The organism is Marinomonas aquimarina, assembly GCF_900089755.1.
GTDB classification, from domain to species: Bacteria; Pseudomonadota; Gammaproteobacteria; order Pseudomonadales; family Marinomonadaceae; genus Marinomonas; species Marinomonas aquimarina.
The window spans coordinates 40,394-58,678 of record NZ_FLOC01000019.1; the positions used below are offsets into that span (position 1 = coordinate 40,394).

Sequence of the window (18,285 nt, forward strand, 5' to 3'; positions counted from 1 at the left end):
CTCAAGTAGTCAGTGGCGTTTCCACAGACGCTAACCACTGCCAATCTTGCATCACCTGCTCGGCGTATTCTTTTTGCAAGGTTTCAAGGGCCTGCCAGGTCTCCTCAGGGGTTTTAATTACAGCTGCTTCAAAACGTTTTGAGCGACGATCAAAGCGCGCATGCGCTAACGCTAACGCCTCACCGCAGGCGGTAGCGTACGCCTGAAAGCCACCTTTTAGCGCCCGCTTGCCACAGGCAATGTCTTCGGGGTCAATGCCCACTCGGGCATGGTGGCGAGAACGCACTAGCCAATGGCTTTTACGCCACAGTACGTCGTCCAACACCAAGTCAGGATTGCGCTGCATGCGACGTTGGCAGTTCACGGTTAAATGGGCGGGCGACAACAGATTAATGCGACTCAGATCTTGGTACTCAAACAGGGGGGCTGCCGCGCGTTGTTTTTTCACTTCGACAATATGGCATAGATGAAGCTCGTCTTGGCTAACCTGTTCAGGCCCCACCAGCAAATAATAGCGTTTCATATTGACCGAACCTGTACCGGCACCAATACGCTCGACAATATCGAGAATCTGATCGTCCACATAAGGCGCAAAATTTTTCTCTATCGTTCGATAGGTCGCCCCATCTACTGCCTTAAACTTTTCTGGTAAGTCTAAAAAAGCCAGCGGTCGTATCGCCAAATCCACAGCCTTGGCGAGCGAACTTTTGCTCATGAAATCTTCGCCGCCGGCCTGACGCTTCAGCGCTTTTTGCTCTAATTTATACAGCACATGTCCGTCATCAAACTGCTGTAAAACTCGCTGGTAGTCGATCTCTTGTTCAACCAGCTGCTGACAGGTTGCACGATAGCTTTGCCAAAACGCGGTTAGCGCTTGTTCAGAATCGCTGTTGCAGATGACTTTACTCTTCTCAATAGGCTCCCCTAGCTGATAACGGCCCTCAATCGCCCCTTGGCAATGATCGGCACACAACAGCAGACTGACGCCGTAACGCAATAAATCCCAGCCGGCATGACCGATGCAGGCGTCATCGAAGTCATTCGGGGCAAAGATCACATTATCCCCATGGGAGCCTTCTTCGCTAAAGAAGCCAAAGTTTGAGACATGGCAGTCCCCCATCACCATGGTTAACGGCCAAGATTCAATCCCCTCAGGTAAACGGAAAGTGAGGTTGGCAAGATCTTGATAAAACACCGATGAGGCGCCGCGCAACATCACAAACGGGCTGCTCGCCATTTTGCAATGCTTCTTTAAGCCCGAGCCAGGCGTTACACCATCGACACGGGAAATCACTTCCATCAGCTCTTGTTCGCGTTCGGACATTGGCCACCTCATTTCGTTAATCCCAACCAAGAGATCAATAATAAAACCATTCGTCGGTGAGGTCTAAGGGATCACACAAGAAAGCAACAGGCTTTAACAAAAACACTTGTTATGTTATAACATTTTAAGCAACACTCAGGAGAGAATCATGAGCACACTGTCCACTTCCAAGCGCCTTCCCGTCACCGTCCTTTCGGGTTTTCTGGGCGCAGGCAAAACCACCCTACTTAGTCACTTATTGAATAACCGCGACGGTCTACGCATCGCCGTGATCGTTAACGATATGAGTGAAATCAACATCGACGCCGCCTTCGTTTCACAAGAAGTATCGCTAAACCGCGGCGAAGAAAAGTTGGTTGAAATGAGCAACGGCTGTATCTGTTGCACCCTGCGCGAAGACTTACTGATCGAGGTACGCAAACTTGCTGAGGCAGACAAGTTTGACTATCTCGTCATTGAATCAACGGGGATTTCTGAGCCATTACCTGTAGCGGAAACCTTTACCTTTGCCGACGAAGAAGGTGTCAGCCTATCCGACATCGCGACCTTGGATACCATGGTCACCGTCGTGGATGCGGTGAACTTCTTGAAAGACTACAACACGGCTAAGAGCATCAAAGAAGCAGGCCAATCACTGGGCGAAGACGATGAGCGTAACGTCGCAGACTTATTGGTCGACCAAGTGGAGTTTGCCGACCTGCTACTGATCAGCAAAATTGATTTGGTCAGCGAAGCGGAACTGAATGAACTTAAAGCCATCTTGCGTAGCCTCAACAGCCTAGCGGAAATCATCCCAATGGAACGCGGCCAAGTGCCGAATGAAAAGCTGCTTGGCACTGGCTTATTCAACTTTGAAAAAGCTCAACAAGCGCCAGGTTGGTTAGCAGAAATGCGCGGCGAGCACACGCCAGAAACCGAAGAGTACGGCATCGGCAGTTTTAGTTTTGTTGCGCGTAAACCGTTCCACCCTAAGCGCTTCCATACTTTCCTACACAGCACTGAGCAATACGGCAAACTGATCCGTTCAAAAGGCTACTTCTGGTTGGCATCACGCCCAGAGTTTGCCGGCCAATGGAGCCAAGCGGGCGGCATCGCGCAATACGGTTTTGCTGGTATGTTCTGGCATGCAGTGCCACGCCAATACTGGCCGCAAGATGAAGAGTCACTCGCCATCATCAACGACAGTTGGGTAGAGCCATTTGGCGATATGCGCCAAGAGCTCGTCTTTATCGGCCAGAACCTTGATAAGGAAGCCATGACCCAAGCGTTGGAAGCAGCATTGCTCACGGAAGAAGAGCTTCTGCAAGGCAAAGCGGCGTGGCAAGAACTGGAAGATCCTTTCCCAGAATGGAAACCAGGAGCAGCGGCGTGAGCGTAGTTGAAGAAACCTTCGGTGCTCTACAGGCACCGATTGCGGACTTTTCTGAAGAGTTATCCGGTCTTGCTGGTATCTACCAAGACGACGTTAACCTGATGGTGTGGCAACGAGATCTAGAAAGCGACACCGAACAGGCCGTCGCGGCGCTCTTGCAAGCGGGTCAAAACTTCTCTTTGAACCAGATCGTCACCCCTGAGAATGTCACCCAGTCACTTGAGCTCGGCTTGCCCGCTACAGAGGGCCGTGAGGCACTGATTCGTGATATCGCCCTACTGGTTGATGCTTACTGCTGTTTGTTCGATTTAGATACGACAGGCCTGCGCCTGACACAGGTCGATCGTGCCATGTGTCCACGTTTTCATGTGGACCAGGTGCCTTGTCGTTTGATCACCACTTACCAAGGTCCCGCAACGCAGTGGTTGGAAGAACAGCACCTTAATCGTCAAAAATTGGGACGCGGCAGCAACGGTCAACCAGACAGCTCGTCTGGCCTGATCAAAGCGGATGCCGATATCCAGCAGATCAGCGTTGGCGACGTTGCCCTATTAAAAGGTGAACGTTGGGAAGGCAACGAAGGCTGCGGCATAGTGCATCGTTCGCCAGGCGTAGAAAATGGCCAATACCGTCTGCTACTGACGCTAGATATGGCGTAGTTATAAGTCACATACCCTATAACTGAGAGCCTTGATAATAGATCAGATATCAAGACTGAGAACAGCAGGCAGGATGCCTGCGTAGCCCAATCGGCACTCGGCTCTGGCATCCATGCTTCGCCCTAACACCTACATCCCTGTAGGTGACGGATGTGCCGTCTGGGCGGTTCGAAGCTTGATGCTGATCTCCCACAACATACCCTTCTGTAGCAACTACATTTTCTCCAGACGAAAAAAAGCCCGAGGCGTGAGCGGATGCCTCGGGCTTCTTTTTATCGCCAGCTAAGATTAGTCAGCTGACAAATGCTTCAACAGGGCATCAACCGTTTGTTTCGCATCGCCGAACAACATACGAGTGTTGTCTTTGAAGAACAGTGGGTTTTCAACGCCTGCGTAACCGCGGCTCATACCACGCTTAAGCACGATAGTATGTTTGCCTTTCCAAGGTTCTAGGACTGGCATGCCCGCGATTGGGCTGTCTTCTACTTCGTTCGCTGCAGGGTTAACGATGTCGTTGGCACCGATAACAACCGATACGTCTACTTTAGGGAAATCTTCGTTGATTTCGTCCATTTCGTATACGATGTCGTATGGCACTTTCGCTTCTGCTAGCAATACGTTCATGTGACCAGGCATACGACCCGCTACAGGGTGAATACCGAAGCGCACGTTCACGCCTTTTTCACGAAGTTTCTTAGTGATCTCAAATACAGTGTGCTGTGCTTGCGCTACCGCCATACCGTAACCTGGGATGATCATCACTTCTTTCGCAGACTCAAGCATGTGAGCAGCTTCTTCAGATTGAATTTCAACAATCTCGCCTTGCTCTTCTACCGCAGCGCCCGCTGCAGGAGATGCTTTTTTCTTCTTAGAACCGATACCACCAAGGATAACGTTCAAGAACTTACGGTTCATCGCACGACACATGATGTACGACAGGATCGCACCTGAACTACCTACTAGAGCACCCACTACGATTAGTAGATCGTTGCCTAGCATGAAGCCCATTGCCGCTGCTGCCCAACCAGAGTAAGAGTTCAACATTGACACTACTACTGGCATGTCTGCACCACCGATCGCTACCACTAGGTGAGCACCGAATACCAACGCTAGCAGTGTGATGATGTATAGGTAGATCATACCGTCAGTCGCGCCAACCGCTGCGAATTCAACGATTAGGTACAAAGACACTAATACGATCGCAAGGTTGATCATGTGACGACCAGGTAGCTGCAGTGGGTTACCCGATACTTTGCCGCTTAGTTTCAAGTAAGCAACCAAAGAACCAGTGAAAGTTACCGCACCGATAAAGATACCTAGTGACGTTTCCACGTCATGGATACGCTGCGCTACAACAGAAGCGGATTCACCGTGACCTAAAGCGTTGGCGAAGCCTACGAATACCGCAGCCAAACCGACCAAGCTGTGTAGGATCGCTACCAATTCTGGCATCGATGTCATTTCCACACGTTTTGCTAGGATGTAACCGATGATACCGCCAGGTACTAGACCTGCTAGTAGTAGGCCGTAGTTATCAGTTACCGCGCCAGCGATGGTAACACCCATCGCTAGAGCCATACCTAGAATGCCGTAGATGTTACCGCGGCGCGCGCTTTCTTGGTGGCTCAAGCCACCCAGTGCCATGATGAATAAGGCGCTGGCTCCGATGTAGGCAGCCGTCATTACTCCAAAGTTCATTGTCGTCTCCTACTTACGGAACATTTTCAGCATACGATGCGTCACGGCAAAGCCGCCGACGATGTTAATGCTGGTAATAAAGATTGCCAGAGCAGCCAGTATCGCAACGATCGGACTATCGTTCGAGATCTGTGTCAAAGCACCGACCACGATGATACTACTGATGGCATTGGTAACACTCATTAGTGGCGTATGCAGAGAGTGGCTAACTCCCCAGACCACCATATAACCGACAAAGCACGACAATACAAAGACGGTCAAGTGTCCCATAAACTCGGCAGGCGCTACGCTACCTACACCCATTAGTAATGCACCAACAATGAAGACTGGGATTAGGAAACCAAAGGCACTTGGCTTCTTCTCTTCTTTCTTGGCTTCTTTTGCCTCCGGCAAAGGCTCGCTTACATCACTCTTAGGCGCAGCAGACAGACGTGGTGCTGGTGGTGGCCAAGTGATGTTGCCTTGTTTCACAACAGTTGCGCCACGAATCACTTCGTCTTCCATGTTCAGATCGATCTGACCATCTTTGTTAGGGCACAATTCTGTTAGAAGGTGGTAAATGTTAGTTGCGAATAGCTGGCTTGATTGCGCCGCCATACGGCTTGGCAGGTTGGTGTAACCAATCAAGGTTACGCCGTGTGCGTGAACTACGTCATTGGCTTTGGTCAGCTTACAGTTACCGCCTGTTTCTGCCGCCAAGTCAACGATCACACTACCTGGTTTCATCGAACGAACCATCTCTTCGGTAATCAACTCTGGAGCTGGTTTACCTGGGATCAGTGCCGTGGTGATGATGATATCAACGTCTTTTGCTTGTTCTGCGAATAGCGCCATTTCTGCCGCGATGAACTCAGGGCTCATCACTTTAGCGTAACCGCCTTCGCCACTGCCGTCTTCTTCCTCGAAATCAAGCTCAAGGAATTCGGCATCCATACTTTCAACTTGTTCTTTTACTTCTGGACGCGTGTCGAACGCACGAACGATCGCACCCATGCTTTTCGCTGCACCGATGGCTGCAAGACCTGCAACACCCGCACCGATTACAAGAACTTTCGCTGGCGGAACTTTACCCGCAGCGGTGATTTGACCAGTGAAGAAGCGACCAAAGTGTTGCGCTGCTTCGACTACCGCACGGTAACCGGCGATGTTGGCCATGGAGCTCAATACGTCCATCTTTTGAGCACGCGAAATACGTGGTACGGCATCTAACGCCACCGCATTCGTGCCTCGTTCAGCTAGCTGGTTAAGCTTGACTGAGTTTTGTGCTGGATAGAGGGTACTAATCAGCGTCTGATCTTTACCTAGTAGCTCAATGCCATAAAAGCCTAGCTCTGGGTGTTCTACCGGTGGACGCACTTTAACCAGGATGTCTGAGTCGTGCCACAGCGACTTGGTATCGCTGGTCACTTCAACGCCTGCTGCAATGTATGCTTCGTCAGAGTAAGACGCCGCTTCACCCGCGCCGCTTTCAATGACTAAGTCGAAGCCTAGCTTCTTGACCCTTTCAGCGACCGCAGGGGTCATGGCCACCCGCAGCTCGCCGTCTTCTATCTCTTTCGGTATTCCAATCTTCATAATAATGATGCCGTACTTATTCTTGTCCGAGTTTTAGCCGTATTTATTTATTCGCCCGACAGCGGTGCCATTCATGGCACTTATGCGGACTATCACCCATAATGGGCGTAAGCAATTAGAAACCAGCTACTCGGTCTAATCTTGCACACAAGCGTCAGCCCCCGTCGCGATAACGACGATTTTTTGTTTTTCCATGACTTTTTCATGTCAGCTATAACTTTTTTTTGATACGAAGTAGTGGACGTGGGGCGTTTTTGAACAAAAAATATGATTCTAAGCATTGCTTTGTATATTTCTTAAACAAATCGTGCGTATTTAATATTTACAAAAGCCGATGCCTTAAAGCACGCAATTAGTGTCGCAATAAGATAAATGACGATAATTAGGCTGTGCTAAGGTGCGCACCAGTTTTAAACTCTTGACAGCGTTAGTGGCAATGGGGTTGTGGATCGCAGGAATCCCATAACTCAACTACACTGCCTTAACGCATATTAACCGCTACAATAATAAGCAACACTTCCGCCAGATTACGAAGTCAACTTTGTAGCTGGGCGACAGGAGGAAATACAATGACTACATTGAAAGCAGTTGCATGGGAGCCAGTGACTGCCCAAGCCATCATCGATGAGCTGAAGTCCAAGCCAGGCGCTCTGCTACCGATTCTGCACGCTATTCAGGATCGCTTTTCATACATCCCTGACGAGGCGGTTTCCCTGATTGCTCAGGCGTTGAAATTGACTCGCGCAGAAGTTCACGGTGTGATCAGCTTCTATCACCACTTCCGTACCCATCAACCAGGTCGTCACGTGGTTGAGGTATGTCGTGCAGAAGCGTGTCAGGCACTAGGTGCCCGTGCCCTTGAAGCACATGCGAAAGCTTCTCTAGGCGTGGATTACCATCAAACAACACCAGACCGTAACATTACCCTTGAGCCAGTCTACTGCTTGGGTAACTGTTCTTGTGGTCCATCTATTCGTGTTGGTGACGACATTCACGCAGACGTTGATGCGGCACGCTTCGACGAGCTAGTGGAAAGCCTACAAACCGATCGAGTGGAGATTCTGTAATGACGTTTCGCATTCACGTTCCTTCTGATACAACCGCTAAAGCGCGTGGTGCGGATCGCATCGCTCGCTTGATTGAAATCGTAGCGGAAGAGCACAAAGTTGACGTTGAAGTACGTCGTAACGGTACTCGTGGCCTTTACTGGTTAGAAACACTAGTGGAAGTGGACACAGACGCCGGTCGCTACGGCTTCGGCCCAGTGAAAGAAGGCGACATTGAGTCGTTGTTCGCCGCTGAGTTCTACAAAGGCAACGTTGATCACCCACTAGCGGTCGGTCTGGTTGAAGAAATCCCTTACCTTAAGCGTCAAGAGCGTTTCACGTTCTCACGTTTAGGTATCACTGATCCGCTATCTCTAGAAGACTACCAAGCCAAAGATGGCTTCAAAGGTCTGGAAAACGCGATCAAACTGTCATCACAAGAAATCGTTGATGCAGTGAAAGAATCTGGTCTACGTGGTCGTGGCGGTGCAGCCTTCCCAACGGGTATTAAATGGCAAACCGTACTAGACGTGGAATCACCAAAGAACCAGAAGTACATCGTCTGTAACGCCGACGAAGGTGACTCTGGCACTTTCGCTGACCGTTTGGTGATGGAATGTGACCCATTCATGTTGATCGAAGGTATGACTATCGCAGGTCTAGCTGTCGGTGCAACTCAAGGTTACATCTACTGCCGTTCTGAGTACCCTCTTTCAATTGAGAACTTGAACAGTGCGATCCAAACTGCGTACGACAACAATCTATTAGGTGCGGACATCCTAGGCAGCGGCAAACACTTCGATCTAGAAGTTCGCATGGGTGCCGGTGCTTACATCTGTGGTGAAGAAACCTCTCTACTAGAAAGTTTAGAAGGCAAGCGCGGTCTAGTTCGTGCTAAGCCACCACTACCAGCGATTGTGGGCTTGTTTGGCCAACCAACCGTTGTCAACAACGTGCTATCTCTAGCAGCGGTACCATTCATCCTTGATAAGGGTGCTAAAGCGTACGCTGACGTAGGTATTGGCCGTTCACGCGGTACTCTGCCTTTCCAAGTGGCCGGTAACGTAAAATTCGGTGGTTTGGTGGAACTCGCGTTCGGTCCAACACTCAAAGAATTGATGTTCGAATTCGGTGGCGGTACACGCAGCGGTCGTCCACTACGTGCCGTACAGGTCGGTGGTCCGCTAGGCGCGTACCTACACGAGAGCCAGTGGGACACACCACTAGGTTACGAAGAATTTAGCCAAAAAGAAGCCGTGCTTGGTCATGGTGGTGTGGTGATGTTCGACGACACAGTAGACATGAGTGAGCAAGCACGTTTCTCTATGGAATTCTGTGTGGCTGAGTCTTGTGGTAAGTGTACACCTTGCCGTATCGGCTCAACTCGCGGTGTCGAAGTGATCGACCGTATTCGCGCAGGCCAAAACGTCGATGCCAATTTGGAGCTGTTGTCTGATCTATGTGAAACCATGTTAGACGGTTCCCTTTGTGCCATGGGCGGTATGACGCCATTCCCAGTCCAAAGTGCGGTGAAACACTTCCCTGAGGACTTCGTTAAGAATGCAGCTTCAGCGACCCAAGCGAAGGAGGTCTGATCATGTTGCAACATTTTGACCCTAACAAAGATTACGGTACACCTGCTTCTCTGAGTGAGAAGATGGTGACACTGGAAATCGACGGTGTTGAAGTGACGGTACCAGAAGGTACGTCGGTTATGCGCGCTGCGGCGATGTATGACATTAACATCCCTAAACTATGTGCTAGCGACAACCTAGAAGCCTACGGTTCTTGCCGTATCTGTGCGGTACAAATCGAAGGTCGTCGTGGCACCCCAGCGTCTTGTACAACACCTGTTGATGCGGGCATGAAAGTGTCTACGCAAAACGACAAGCTGGCTAAGCTACGTCGTAACATCATGGAGCTGTACATCTCTGATCACCCGCTAGACTGTCTAACGTGTCCAGCAAACGGTGACTGTGAGCTACAAGACACAGCAGGTGAAGTGGGCCTACGTGAAGTGCGTTACGGCTTCGAAGGCAACAACCACCTAGACGCTGAAAAAGACCAATCTAACCCGTACTTCACCTTCGATGCGAGCAAATGTATCGTGTGTTCACGCTGTGTGCGTGCTTGTTCTGAAGTACAAGGTACCTTTGCATTGACCATTGATGGTCGTGGTTTTGACTCGAAAGTGGCCGCAGGCCAAGACGAGCAATTCCTTGACTCTGAATGTGTCTCTTGTGGTGCGTGTGTGCAAGCATGTCCAACCGCAACACTGATGGAAAACTCTGTCATCGACATGGGTACTCCAGAGCACAGCATCACAACGACATGTGCCTACTGTGGTGTCGGCTGTTCTTTCAACGCTGAAATGAAAGGCGACCAGCTAGTACGCATGGTGCCGGCGAAAGACGGTGATGCAAACCACGGTCACTCTTGTGTCAAAGGTCGTTTTGCATTCGGTTACGCAACCCACAAAGACCGTATCAAAGCACCAATGATCCGTGATTCGATCGACCAGCCTTGGAAAGAAGTGAGCTGGGAAGAAGCGATTGGTTTCGCGGCAAAACGCCTAAAAGACATCCAAGCGCAATACGGCCGTGAAAGCATCGGTGGTATTACGTCTTCTCGTTGTACCAACGAAGAAACTTACTTGGTTCAGAAACTGATCCGTGCGGCATTCGGTAACAACAACACCGATACTTGTGCTCGTGTATGTCACAGCCCAACCGGTTACGGTCTGAAGCAAACGCTAGGTGAATCTGCGGGTACCCAAACATTCGATTCAGTTATGTTCTCTGACTGTATCCTTGTTATCGGTGCTAACCCAACCGACGCTCACCCGGTATTCGGCTCGCTAATGCGTCGTCGTCTACGTGAAGGCGCAAGCTTGATCGTAACGGACCCACGCGAGATCGACCTACTGAACACTCCGCACCTAGGCGACGCAACACACTTGCCACTACGCCCAGGTACCAACGTTGCCATGGTGAACGCCCTAGCACACGTGGTTGTGACAGAAGGTTACGAAGACAAAGAATTCATCGCAGCGCGTTGTGAAGGTGATGCCTACGCGAAATGGCGTGAGTTCATCATCGATGAACGCCATGCACCAGAAAACGTAGAAGCGATCACTGGCGTTAGCGCCGAGAAAGTACGTGAAGCAGCACGTAAATTCGCGACAGCGAAAAACGCATCGATCTACTACGGTCTAGGTGTAACAGAACACAGCCAAGGTTCAACAACCGTAATGGGTATTGCTAACCTTGCACTAGCGACCGGTAACATGGGTCGTGAAGGTGTAGGTGTTAACCCACTACGTGGTCAGAACAACGTACAGGGTTCTTGTGACATGGGTTCTTTCCCACACGAGCTACCAGGTTACCAGCACGTTTCCGATGCCGTTGCTCGTGCACGCTTCGAGAAAGTATGGGGCGTTGAACTGGACGACGAGCCAGGCCTACGTATCCCGAACATGTTCGATGCCGCATTGTCTGGTGAATTCCGTGCTATGTACGTACAAGGTGAAGACATCGCTCAGTCTGACCCGAACACACAGCACGTTGAAGCCGCACTAGCAGCGCTTGATTGCTTGATCGTACAAGATATCTTCTTGAACGAGACGGCGAAATTCGCCCACGTATTGCTACCAGGCTCTACTTTCCTAGAGAAGAACGGTACTTTCACTAACGCGGAACGTCGTATCAACCGCGTACGTAAAGTAATGGCTCCGATCGCAGGCAAAGAAGACTGGGAAGTAACGGTCGATCTTGCCAACGCATTGGGTTACCCAATGAACTACTCTCACCCATCTGAAATCATGGATGAGATCGCGCAATTGACGCCAAGCTTCGCTAACGTAAGCTACGCGAAACTAGACGAGCACGGCAGCTTGCAGTGGCCATGTAACGATGAGTTCCCAATGGGCTCACCGATCATGCACACAGAAAGCTTCCCAATCGGTGACGAAGGTAAAGCACAATTTGCGGTAACAGAATTCGTACCAACAACGGAACGCGCGAACAGCCGCTTCCCACTGTTGCTAACGACTGGCCGTATCTTGAGCCAATACAACGTAGGTGCACAAACACGCCGTACCGAAAACCAAGCTTGGCACGATGAGGACATCCTTGAGTTGCACCCTCACGATGCCGAAGAGCGCGGTATTAAGACAGGCGATTGGTTGGGTATCACCAGCCGTGCAGGTCAAACCGTACTACGTGCGAAAGTCAGCGAACGCATGCAACCTGGCGTGGTTTACACAACGTTCCACCACCCTGGCAGTGGTGCTAACGTAATCACCACCAACAACTCAGACTGGGCAACGAACTGTCCTGAGTACAAGGTGACTGCGGTTCAAGTCGAGAAAGTGTCTCAGCCATCTGAATGGCAGAAGAACTTCCAAGACAACCATGAGCGTCAGAATGAGTTCCTACGTGGCTCAGCGTCTACGCACAGTGCTGTTAAATAAGTAGGTATTGAGAGATAAACTATGTTTCATACTGAAGAAGAAAGCATCGTAACGATGATCAACCAGATCGCGCAAAACAATGTGAGCGCGGGTTCTGAGTCAGAAGTGGCCGATATGGTAGAAAACCACATCGTTAAATTCTGGTCTCGTCGCATGAAGAAGATCCTAGCGGAACAACTGGCGTCGGGCACTGCAGAGTTTGAGCCAGCCGCGTTAGTGGTAGCGCAGCGTCTGTCTGCCAAAGCCAGCGCTTAAGCACTGATCATCGCTTAGCCTTTAAAAGCCCCTTCTTAGAAGGGGCTTTTTTATGCCTGTCACTTTTTAAATCGTTAAATCAGCCATTGCTCGGTTTGCTCTATCACCCGATGTAGGCTCTGTTTGACCTCATCGAAGTCCTCCGGCTGACGCTCTGGACGCGACACCAAATAAATCGGATAGTGAAATTCAGGCGAACGCTCAATAATACGCAGCGCCCCCGTTTCAAGATGCGGTTGCACCACACGACTGCGAAAGTAACCATTCCCCCCTTGGCGCAGCATAACATGCAGTGCTAAGGGTCCATGTGAGTAGTACATGGCAGTCTGGCGGCTAAACGGCAAGCAACGGTCAAACTGCTGGTCAAATTCCTCCCCCCAATCGATGTATAAATCCGGCGTAGCTTGTTGCGTCGAGGCCACATGAATCAGCTTCTCTTCTGCCACCTGCTCAATCTGCAAATCAGGGTAATAACGCGCACTGTGCACTAAGGCCGCATTTAAGCGCTGCTGACGAATATCCTCATATAGCACATCCGTGGTCGCCACATGACTGCTCAACTGGAAACGCTCCGCAGCCTGCAATGCCGCCAGCCACTCAACCATCACCGGGTTCCAAAGGCTGTGCTCGGCGCCAAGCGCTAACGGCGTTAACAGGGATTCATCCGGATGCTGGCAGGCATGCTGCGCCGCTTGCCAGACACTGATCAACTCGCGCGCATAACGGGCAAAACGCTCCCCTTCTGGGGTCAATCGAGCCCCGAGACGATTGCGGATAAACAAGGTGCAGTTGAGCTGCTGCTCGAGCGTTTGTACTCGTGCGGTCACCGTTGTTTGTGTCACATGCAAGCGCTCCGCCGCCTTGGCAAAAGTACCGGACTGCATGATTTCGAGAAAGGTTTTGGCGAGTTCAACGTCCATGAGCCGCTCCATGATGCAATTTTATTGAATTATATATCAGTTAATATTCATTATATCTATTCGTTAACAGCCGCTACTATGCCCACTGTCTCAAATACGGGCGGAATCAGCCAGGAGGTAGGACGACGATGTGGTCAGCGATAGCACGCGCAATTGGCATAGAGCGCAACCAAACCAGCCACTGGGAGCGCTTTATTGCTGGCGGCTCTACTTGCTTGGCAATCGCCATTGTGGCGCTATTGACCCAGTGGAGTCTCTCAGACGAAACCCATTTACTGTTTTTCGCCTCCTCTGCCGCGAGCGCCTTTCTGGTGTTTGCGCTCCCCCACGGCGCACTGTCTCAGCCTTGGCCTGTATTGGCGGGACAATCACTCGCCATGGGCATTGGCATTTTGGCTGGCAGCTTGTTCGGTGCAGGCATTCTCGCTGCCGCCTGCGCGGTGGGTGCTACGGTGTTACTGATGCATTACTTACGCTGCTTGCACCCACCCGGTGCCGCCACCGCATTTTTCTTTGTCACAGGCATTGAACGCATCCCTCTGCAAGAAACTGGGTTAGCCTTTTTGCTGAACATCAGTGTGATTGTAGTGCTCGCCATCCTGCTCAATAACGCTTTTCACTGGCGGCGCTATCCACTGTTTTGGTTCAGTCAAACACAGCACAACCCGCCTGCTACAGACAGGGTGGCATTGGCAGACCTACAGCAGGCATTAAGGCAGCACTCTGCTTCCATGGGGATTAGCCTTGACGAGCTAAACACCCTCTATATGGCAGCGCAGCAGCACAATCAGACGTCAGCAAAGCGTCGTGAAACGGCCCGCTAAGTTGCCTATAAGCGCCGCTTAAAAGGCTAATTCGATAAATTATAAAATCCTCAAATACCATAATAACAGACAATGTATTATTGAAATATCGACGTGTAATCTTCTATAAAGCACGTTAATACACTATTCCCAACTCTCTGAATAAGCCAAAAAATATTTATAACCAACTGTTTTTTATATGTAAAAATGTGACTTTGTAAAAACACCTATTCACATCTACTTTATAAGTAGATGCGAGCGCCAGCATCCATAAAATATCTATCAAAAATTAACATTAGCTCCACTTATGCCATATATTAATTTTTAGGGTGTTTACGGGTTCTCTTGGGGCCGCTAACTTGTCATTAACAAGTACTCTAAAAAGGTTTACACAATGGGAACTAAATCAAAGTCGTCCGATACGGACTACGTCATACTCGCCAAAAAAGGCCTGTTTCGGGACTTGAACCCAAACATGGCTTTTTTCTCCAAAGGGCTAATTCTTGCCTTTTTGATTTTCACGCTGATCGATGTTGATAAAGCCGCCAGCATCTTTTCTATGATGCAAAACTGGATTCAGACAAACCTAGATTGGTTCTACGTCTTGTCCATGTGCTTGATCGTCGGTTTCACGTTTTACCTCATGTGCTCTCGATACGGCACCATCCGCTTAGGTAAGGATGATGACCGCCCAGAGTTTAGCTACTTCTCTTGGTTTTCTATGCTGTTTGGGGCAGGAATGGGCATCGGCCTGTTGTTCTGGTCCATCGCAGAACCGGCTTACCATATTCAAAACAATCCTTTCCTTGCACCAGGCGCGGCCAACACTATGGAAGGTGCGGATACCGCCATGCAGGTGACCTTCTTGCACTGGGGGCTTCATGGCTGGGGCGTTTACGTGATCGTTGGCCTAGCATTGGCCTACTTCACCTATCGTCACGATCTACCGCTGACCATTCGCTCGGCACTTTACCCGATTTTTGGCGATAAGATCTTTGGCTGGCGTGGCCACGTTGCCGATTTGCTAGCCGTATTCGGTACCCTGTTCGGCGTAGCAACGACCCTTGGTCTGGGGGCAGGCCAGATAAATGCCGGTCTGAATTATATGTTCGGCATTGAGGTGGGGACCATTCAACAGGTTGTCATTATTGCCGTGGTCACGATCATCGCCACCTTCTCAGCCGTGTCAGGTGTGGGCAAAGGCATCAAGATTCTGTCTGAATTAAATATGTGGCTGTCGATCGTATTGATCTCCATCTTCATTATCGCGGGGCCAACCGTTTTCGTACTGGGCTTCTTTGTCACTAACTTCGGTGATTACCTCATCAACTTTATCCCGATGGGCTTTTGGGTCGACCCTGATCCAGAAGGCCAATGGCAAGGTTGGTGGACGGTATTCTACTGGGGTTGGTGGATCGCTTGGGCACCGTTCGTAGGCATGTTTATCGCGCGTGTTTCAAAAGGTCGTACCATTCGTGAATTCTGTCTAGGGGTACTGATTGTACCGACCGTGATCACCTTTCTTTGGATGTCGGTGTTTGGTGGTACAGGCCTATTTATGGAGCTGTTCGCTGACGGAGGCTTCGGCACGGGTGGCGTCATCGCCGCGGTTAATGAAGATATTTCAAAACCATTGTTTGTGGTCATTGAGCAATTAGATCTTGGCTGGCTTACTCAGATCGTTGCCTTTATCTCTGTCATCCTGATCGTGACTTACTTCGTCACCTCTTCTGACTCTGGCACATTAGTGATCACCACCCTAGTTTCTATGGGTAATCAACACCCACCAACCAGTTACCGCATTTTCTGGGGACTAAGTGAAGGGGCGGTTGCCGCGGTGCTATTGCTTGCAGGTGGTCTAAAAGCGCTACAGACGGCTTCTCTTGCCGCAGGCTTACCGTTTGCCTTTATCATCTTTATGATGATGTTCGCTTTAATCAAATCACTGCGCGCTGATTTTGAAGGGGTGCAGCAGATAAGAGAGATTGCACCAGAAGAGCATACCGGACGAACCGAACACTATATGTCGATTCTGAAGAACCGCTAGACGAATAAGGCGCTCTCTGAGCGCCTTTTTTAATTAAATGTCCATTTAAGTTGACCGTGAACGTCGGAAAGATAGCCAATCTTGCACCCGTGGTACTCAGCAGCAGAGTGTTTATACCATAATGGCGCAACATCGTTAGCATCATTGCACAGGGTGTTTTATTGGTTAGGCTAGGACTGCATAACAACAAAATAAAACAGGCATGAAATGTTGTTTATTTTTCATTTCAAATCAATGGATTATGAATTCTATTACGCGCTTCTTAACACTTAAGTTCCTTCTCCTGACCGCCCTTTTACATAACGAGTACTGGTAACGCCTGCGATATGACAGCTGTTTTATATCGGGCCTGTGCCAGCTGCTCTGCCATTGATCGCTAACGTGTCATTAAGAGAACACTCATAAAGGTTTATCAATGGGAACTAAGTTTAATCAGTCCGAAACGGACTATGTCATCCTCGCCGACAAAGGCATGTTTCGGGACCTCAATCCAAGCATGGCCTTTTTCTCTAAAGGCCTAATCCTGGCTTTTCTGCTGTTTACTATGTTTGACGTGGACTATGCCGCCAGCACGTTTACCGGTATGCAGGATTGGATTCAAACCAATCTGGATTGGTTCTATGTCCTGTCCATGTGTATTTTTCTAGGCTTCACCTTTTATCTGATGTGCTCTCGATACGGTTCCATCCGGTTGGGAAAAGACGCTGAGCGCCCTGAATTCAGTTACTTTACGTGGTTTTCCATGCTGTTTGGCGCTGGTATGGGCGTGGGCCTATTGTTTTGGTCCATCGCCGAACCGGCCTATCATATTCAAAGCAATCCGTTCCTAGCCCCCGGCACCGCCAACACCATCGAAGCCGCCAATACCGCCATGCAGATCACCTTTTTGCATTGGGGGCTACACGGCTGGGCCGTGTATGTGATCGTGGGCTTAGCCTTGGCGTACTTTTCCTACCGCCACGATCTGCCGCTGACGATTCGCTCGGCGTTGTACCCGATCTTTGGCGATAAGATTTTTGGCTGGCGTGGTCACGTAGCGGACCTGCTAGCGGTGTTCGGTACCCTATTCGGGGTGGCAACGACCCTTGGCTTTGGCTCAGGCCAGATTAACGCGGGCTTTAGCTATCTGTTTGGTATTGAAGTCGACACCACTTCACAGGTCATCATCATTGCGGTGGTATCCATCCTAGCCACGATTTCCGCCGTCTCTGGGGTCGGAAAAGGTATTAAGATCTTGTCTGAAGCCAATATGTGGATGTCGATCATCCTGCTGGTGGTGTTTATTCTAGCGGGGCCAACCGTGTTCGTACTGGGCTTTTTTGTCACCAATATGGGTGACTACATTATGAACTTTATTCCGATGGGATTTTGGGTCGACCCTGATCCTAAGGGCGAATGGCAAGGCTGGTGGACCGTGTTTTACTGGGGCTGGTGGATCGCTTGGGCACCGTTCGTCGGCATGTTTATCGCCCGCGTCTCTAAAGGCCGTACCATTCGTGAGTTTTGTTTGGGCGTCTTGCTGGTGCCGACCTTGGTGACTTTCCTATGGATGTCGATCTTTGGCTCCACAGGTATGTACTATGAACTGTTTACCGAGGGCGGCTTTGGCACCGGCGGCATCATCGCTGCGGTAAACGAAGACATCTCTAAACCCCTGTTCGTCGTGATTGAGCACCTTCAGCTTGGTTGGTTAACACAAGTCGTCACCTTGATTGCCATTACTCTGATCGTGACCTACTTTATCACCTCATCAGATTCCGGCACGCTGGTCATCACGACGCTTGTCTCTATGGGCAATGAAAACCCACCATCGAGCTACCGTATTTTCTGGGGCTTAGGCCAAGGCGCCATTGCTTCTGTGCTACTGCTCGCGGGAGGCTTAAAGGCATTGCAAACCGCCTCGTTGGCCGCAGGACTGCCGTTTGCCTTTATCATGTTCATGATGATGTACGCACTGATGAAATCCCTGCGCGCGGACTTTGAGGGGGTTCAGCAAATTCGCGAAATCGCTCCTGATAATCAGACCGATCGCACCGATCACTATATTGCGATTCTAAACAATCGTTAGCCGATCGCATCACCACAGGCTATCTGGTCTGTGGTGATGTTATAAAT

The 18,285-nt window shown here is 50.1% G+C and carries 13 protein-coding genes; 9 read left to right on the plus strand and 4 right to left on the minus strand.

What is annotated here, in order from left to right; genetic code table 11:
• Position 1: 1 nt before the first annotated feature.
• Positions 2-1,324, minus strand: coding sequence for a DUF2252 family protein (locus MAQ5080_RS14715; RefSeq protein WP_067211565.1), 1,323 nt, complete (start codon positions 1,322-1,324; stop codon positions 2-4).
• Between the two features lie 148 nt (positions 1,325-1,472).
• Here MAQ5080_RS14715 and zigA point away from each other — a divergent pair, with 148 nt between their 5' ends.
• Complete coding sequence (gene zigA, locus MAQ5080_RS14720; protein ID WP_067211562.1) at positions 1,473-2,696, plus strand: zinc metallochaperone GTPase ZigA; 1,224 nt, start codon at positions 1,473-1,475, stop codon at positions 2,694-2,696.
• Complete coding sequence (locus MAQ5080_RS14725; protein WP_231870845.1) at positions 2,693-3,355, plus strand: DUF1826 domain-containing protein; 663 nt, start codon at positions 2,693-2,695, stop codon at positions 3,353-3,355. The genes zigA and MAQ5080_RS14725 overlap by 4 nt, the downstream gene beginning before the upstream one ends.
• A gap of 288 nt (positions 3,356-3,643) precedes the next feature.
• On the opposite strand, the gene MAQ5080_RS14730 is transcribed toward MAQ5080_RS14725, so the two are convergent.
• Together MAQ5080_RS14730 and MAQ5080_RS14735 are read right to left on the minus strand one after the other, a co-directional pair.
• A complete protein-coding gene (locus MAQ5080_RS14730) occupies positions 3,644-5,053 on the minus strand; it encodes an NAD(P)(+) transhydrogenase (Re/Si-specific) subunit beta (protein WP_067211557.1) in 1,410 nt (469 codons plus the stop codon).
• A gap of 9 nt (positions 5,054-5,062) precedes the next feature.
• Entirely contained in the window at positions 5,063-6,628 is a 1,566-nt protein-coding gene (locus MAQ5080_RS14735) for a Re/Si-specific NAD(P)(+) transhydrogenase subunit alpha (protein ID WP_067211555.1), read from the minus strand.
• Positions 6,629-7,197: 569 nt separating this feature from the next.
• On the opposite strand from MAQ5080_RS14735, the gene MAQ5080_RS14740 reads away from it, so the two are divergent.
• From MAQ5080_RS14740 to MAQ5080_RS14755, 4 genes are read left to right on the plus strand one after another with little or no spacing between them, the layout of a single operon-like run.
• Complete coding sequence (locus MAQ5080_RS14740) at positions 7,198-7,695, plus strand: formate dehydrogenase subunit gamma (RefSeq protein ID WP_067211551.1); 498 nt, start codon at positions 7,198-7,200, stop codon at positions 7,693-7,695.
• Positions 7,695-9,269: a formate dehydrogenase beta subunit gene (locus MAQ5080_RS14745; protein WP_067211547.1), complete on the plus strand. Its 1,575-nt coding sequence runs from the start codon at positions 7,695-7,697 to the stop codon at positions 9,267-9,269. Before MAQ5080_RS14740 ends, MAQ5080_RS14745 begins: the two co-directional genes overlap by 1 nt.
• A gap of 2 nt (positions 9,270-9,271) precedes the next feature.
• A complete protein-coding gene (gene fdhF, locus MAQ5080_RS14750; RefSeq protein ID WP_067211544.1) occupies positions 9,272-12,145 on the plus strand; it encodes a formate dehydrogenase subunit alpha in 2,874 nt (957 codons plus the stop codon).
• Positions 12,146-12,166: 21 nt separating this feature from the next.
• A complete protein-coding gene (locus tag MAQ5080_RS14755; RefSeq protein WP_067211541.1) occupies positions 12,167-12,400 on the plus strand; it encodes a formate dehydrogenase subunit delta in 234 nt (77 codons plus the stop codon).
• Between the two features lie 74 nt (positions 12,401-12,474).
• On the opposite strand, the gene MAQ5080_RS14760 is transcribed toward MAQ5080_RS14755, so the two are convergent.
• On the minus strand, positions 12,475-13,320 hold the full coding sequence (locus tag MAQ5080_RS14760) for a LysR family transcriptional regulator (protein ID WP_067211538.1): 846 nt from the start codon (positions 13,318-13,320) through the stop codon (positions 12,475-12,477).
• Positions 13,321-13,448: 128 nt separating this feature from the next.
• On the opposite strand from MAQ5080_RS14760, the gene MAQ5080_RS14765 reads away from it, so the two are divergent.
• From MAQ5080_RS14765 to MAQ5080_RS14775, 3 genes are all read left to right on the plus strand, one after another.
• Positions 13,449-14,144, plus strand: a complete 696-nt coding sequence (locus MAQ5080_RS14765) for an HPP family protein (protein ID WP_067211535.1) — start codon at positions 13,449-13,451, stop codon at positions 14,142-14,144.
• Positions 14,145-14,517: 373 nt separating this feature from the next.
• The gene (locus MAQ5080_RS14770) at positions 14,518-16,170 is read left to right on the plus strand and encodes a BCCT family transporter (protein WP_156496588.1); all 1,653 of its coding nucleotides are present in this window, start codon (positions 14,518-14,520) and stop codon (positions 16,168-16,170) included.
• 415 nt (positions 16,171-16,585) lie between these two features.
• The gene (locus MAQ5080_RS14775; RefSeq protein WP_067211528.1) at positions 16,586-18,238 is read left to right on the plus strand and encodes a BCCT family transporter; all 1,653 of its coding nucleotides are present in this window, start codon (positions 16,586-16,588) and stop codon (positions 18,236-18,238) included.
• Positions 18,239-18,285 lie beyond the last annotated feature (47 nt).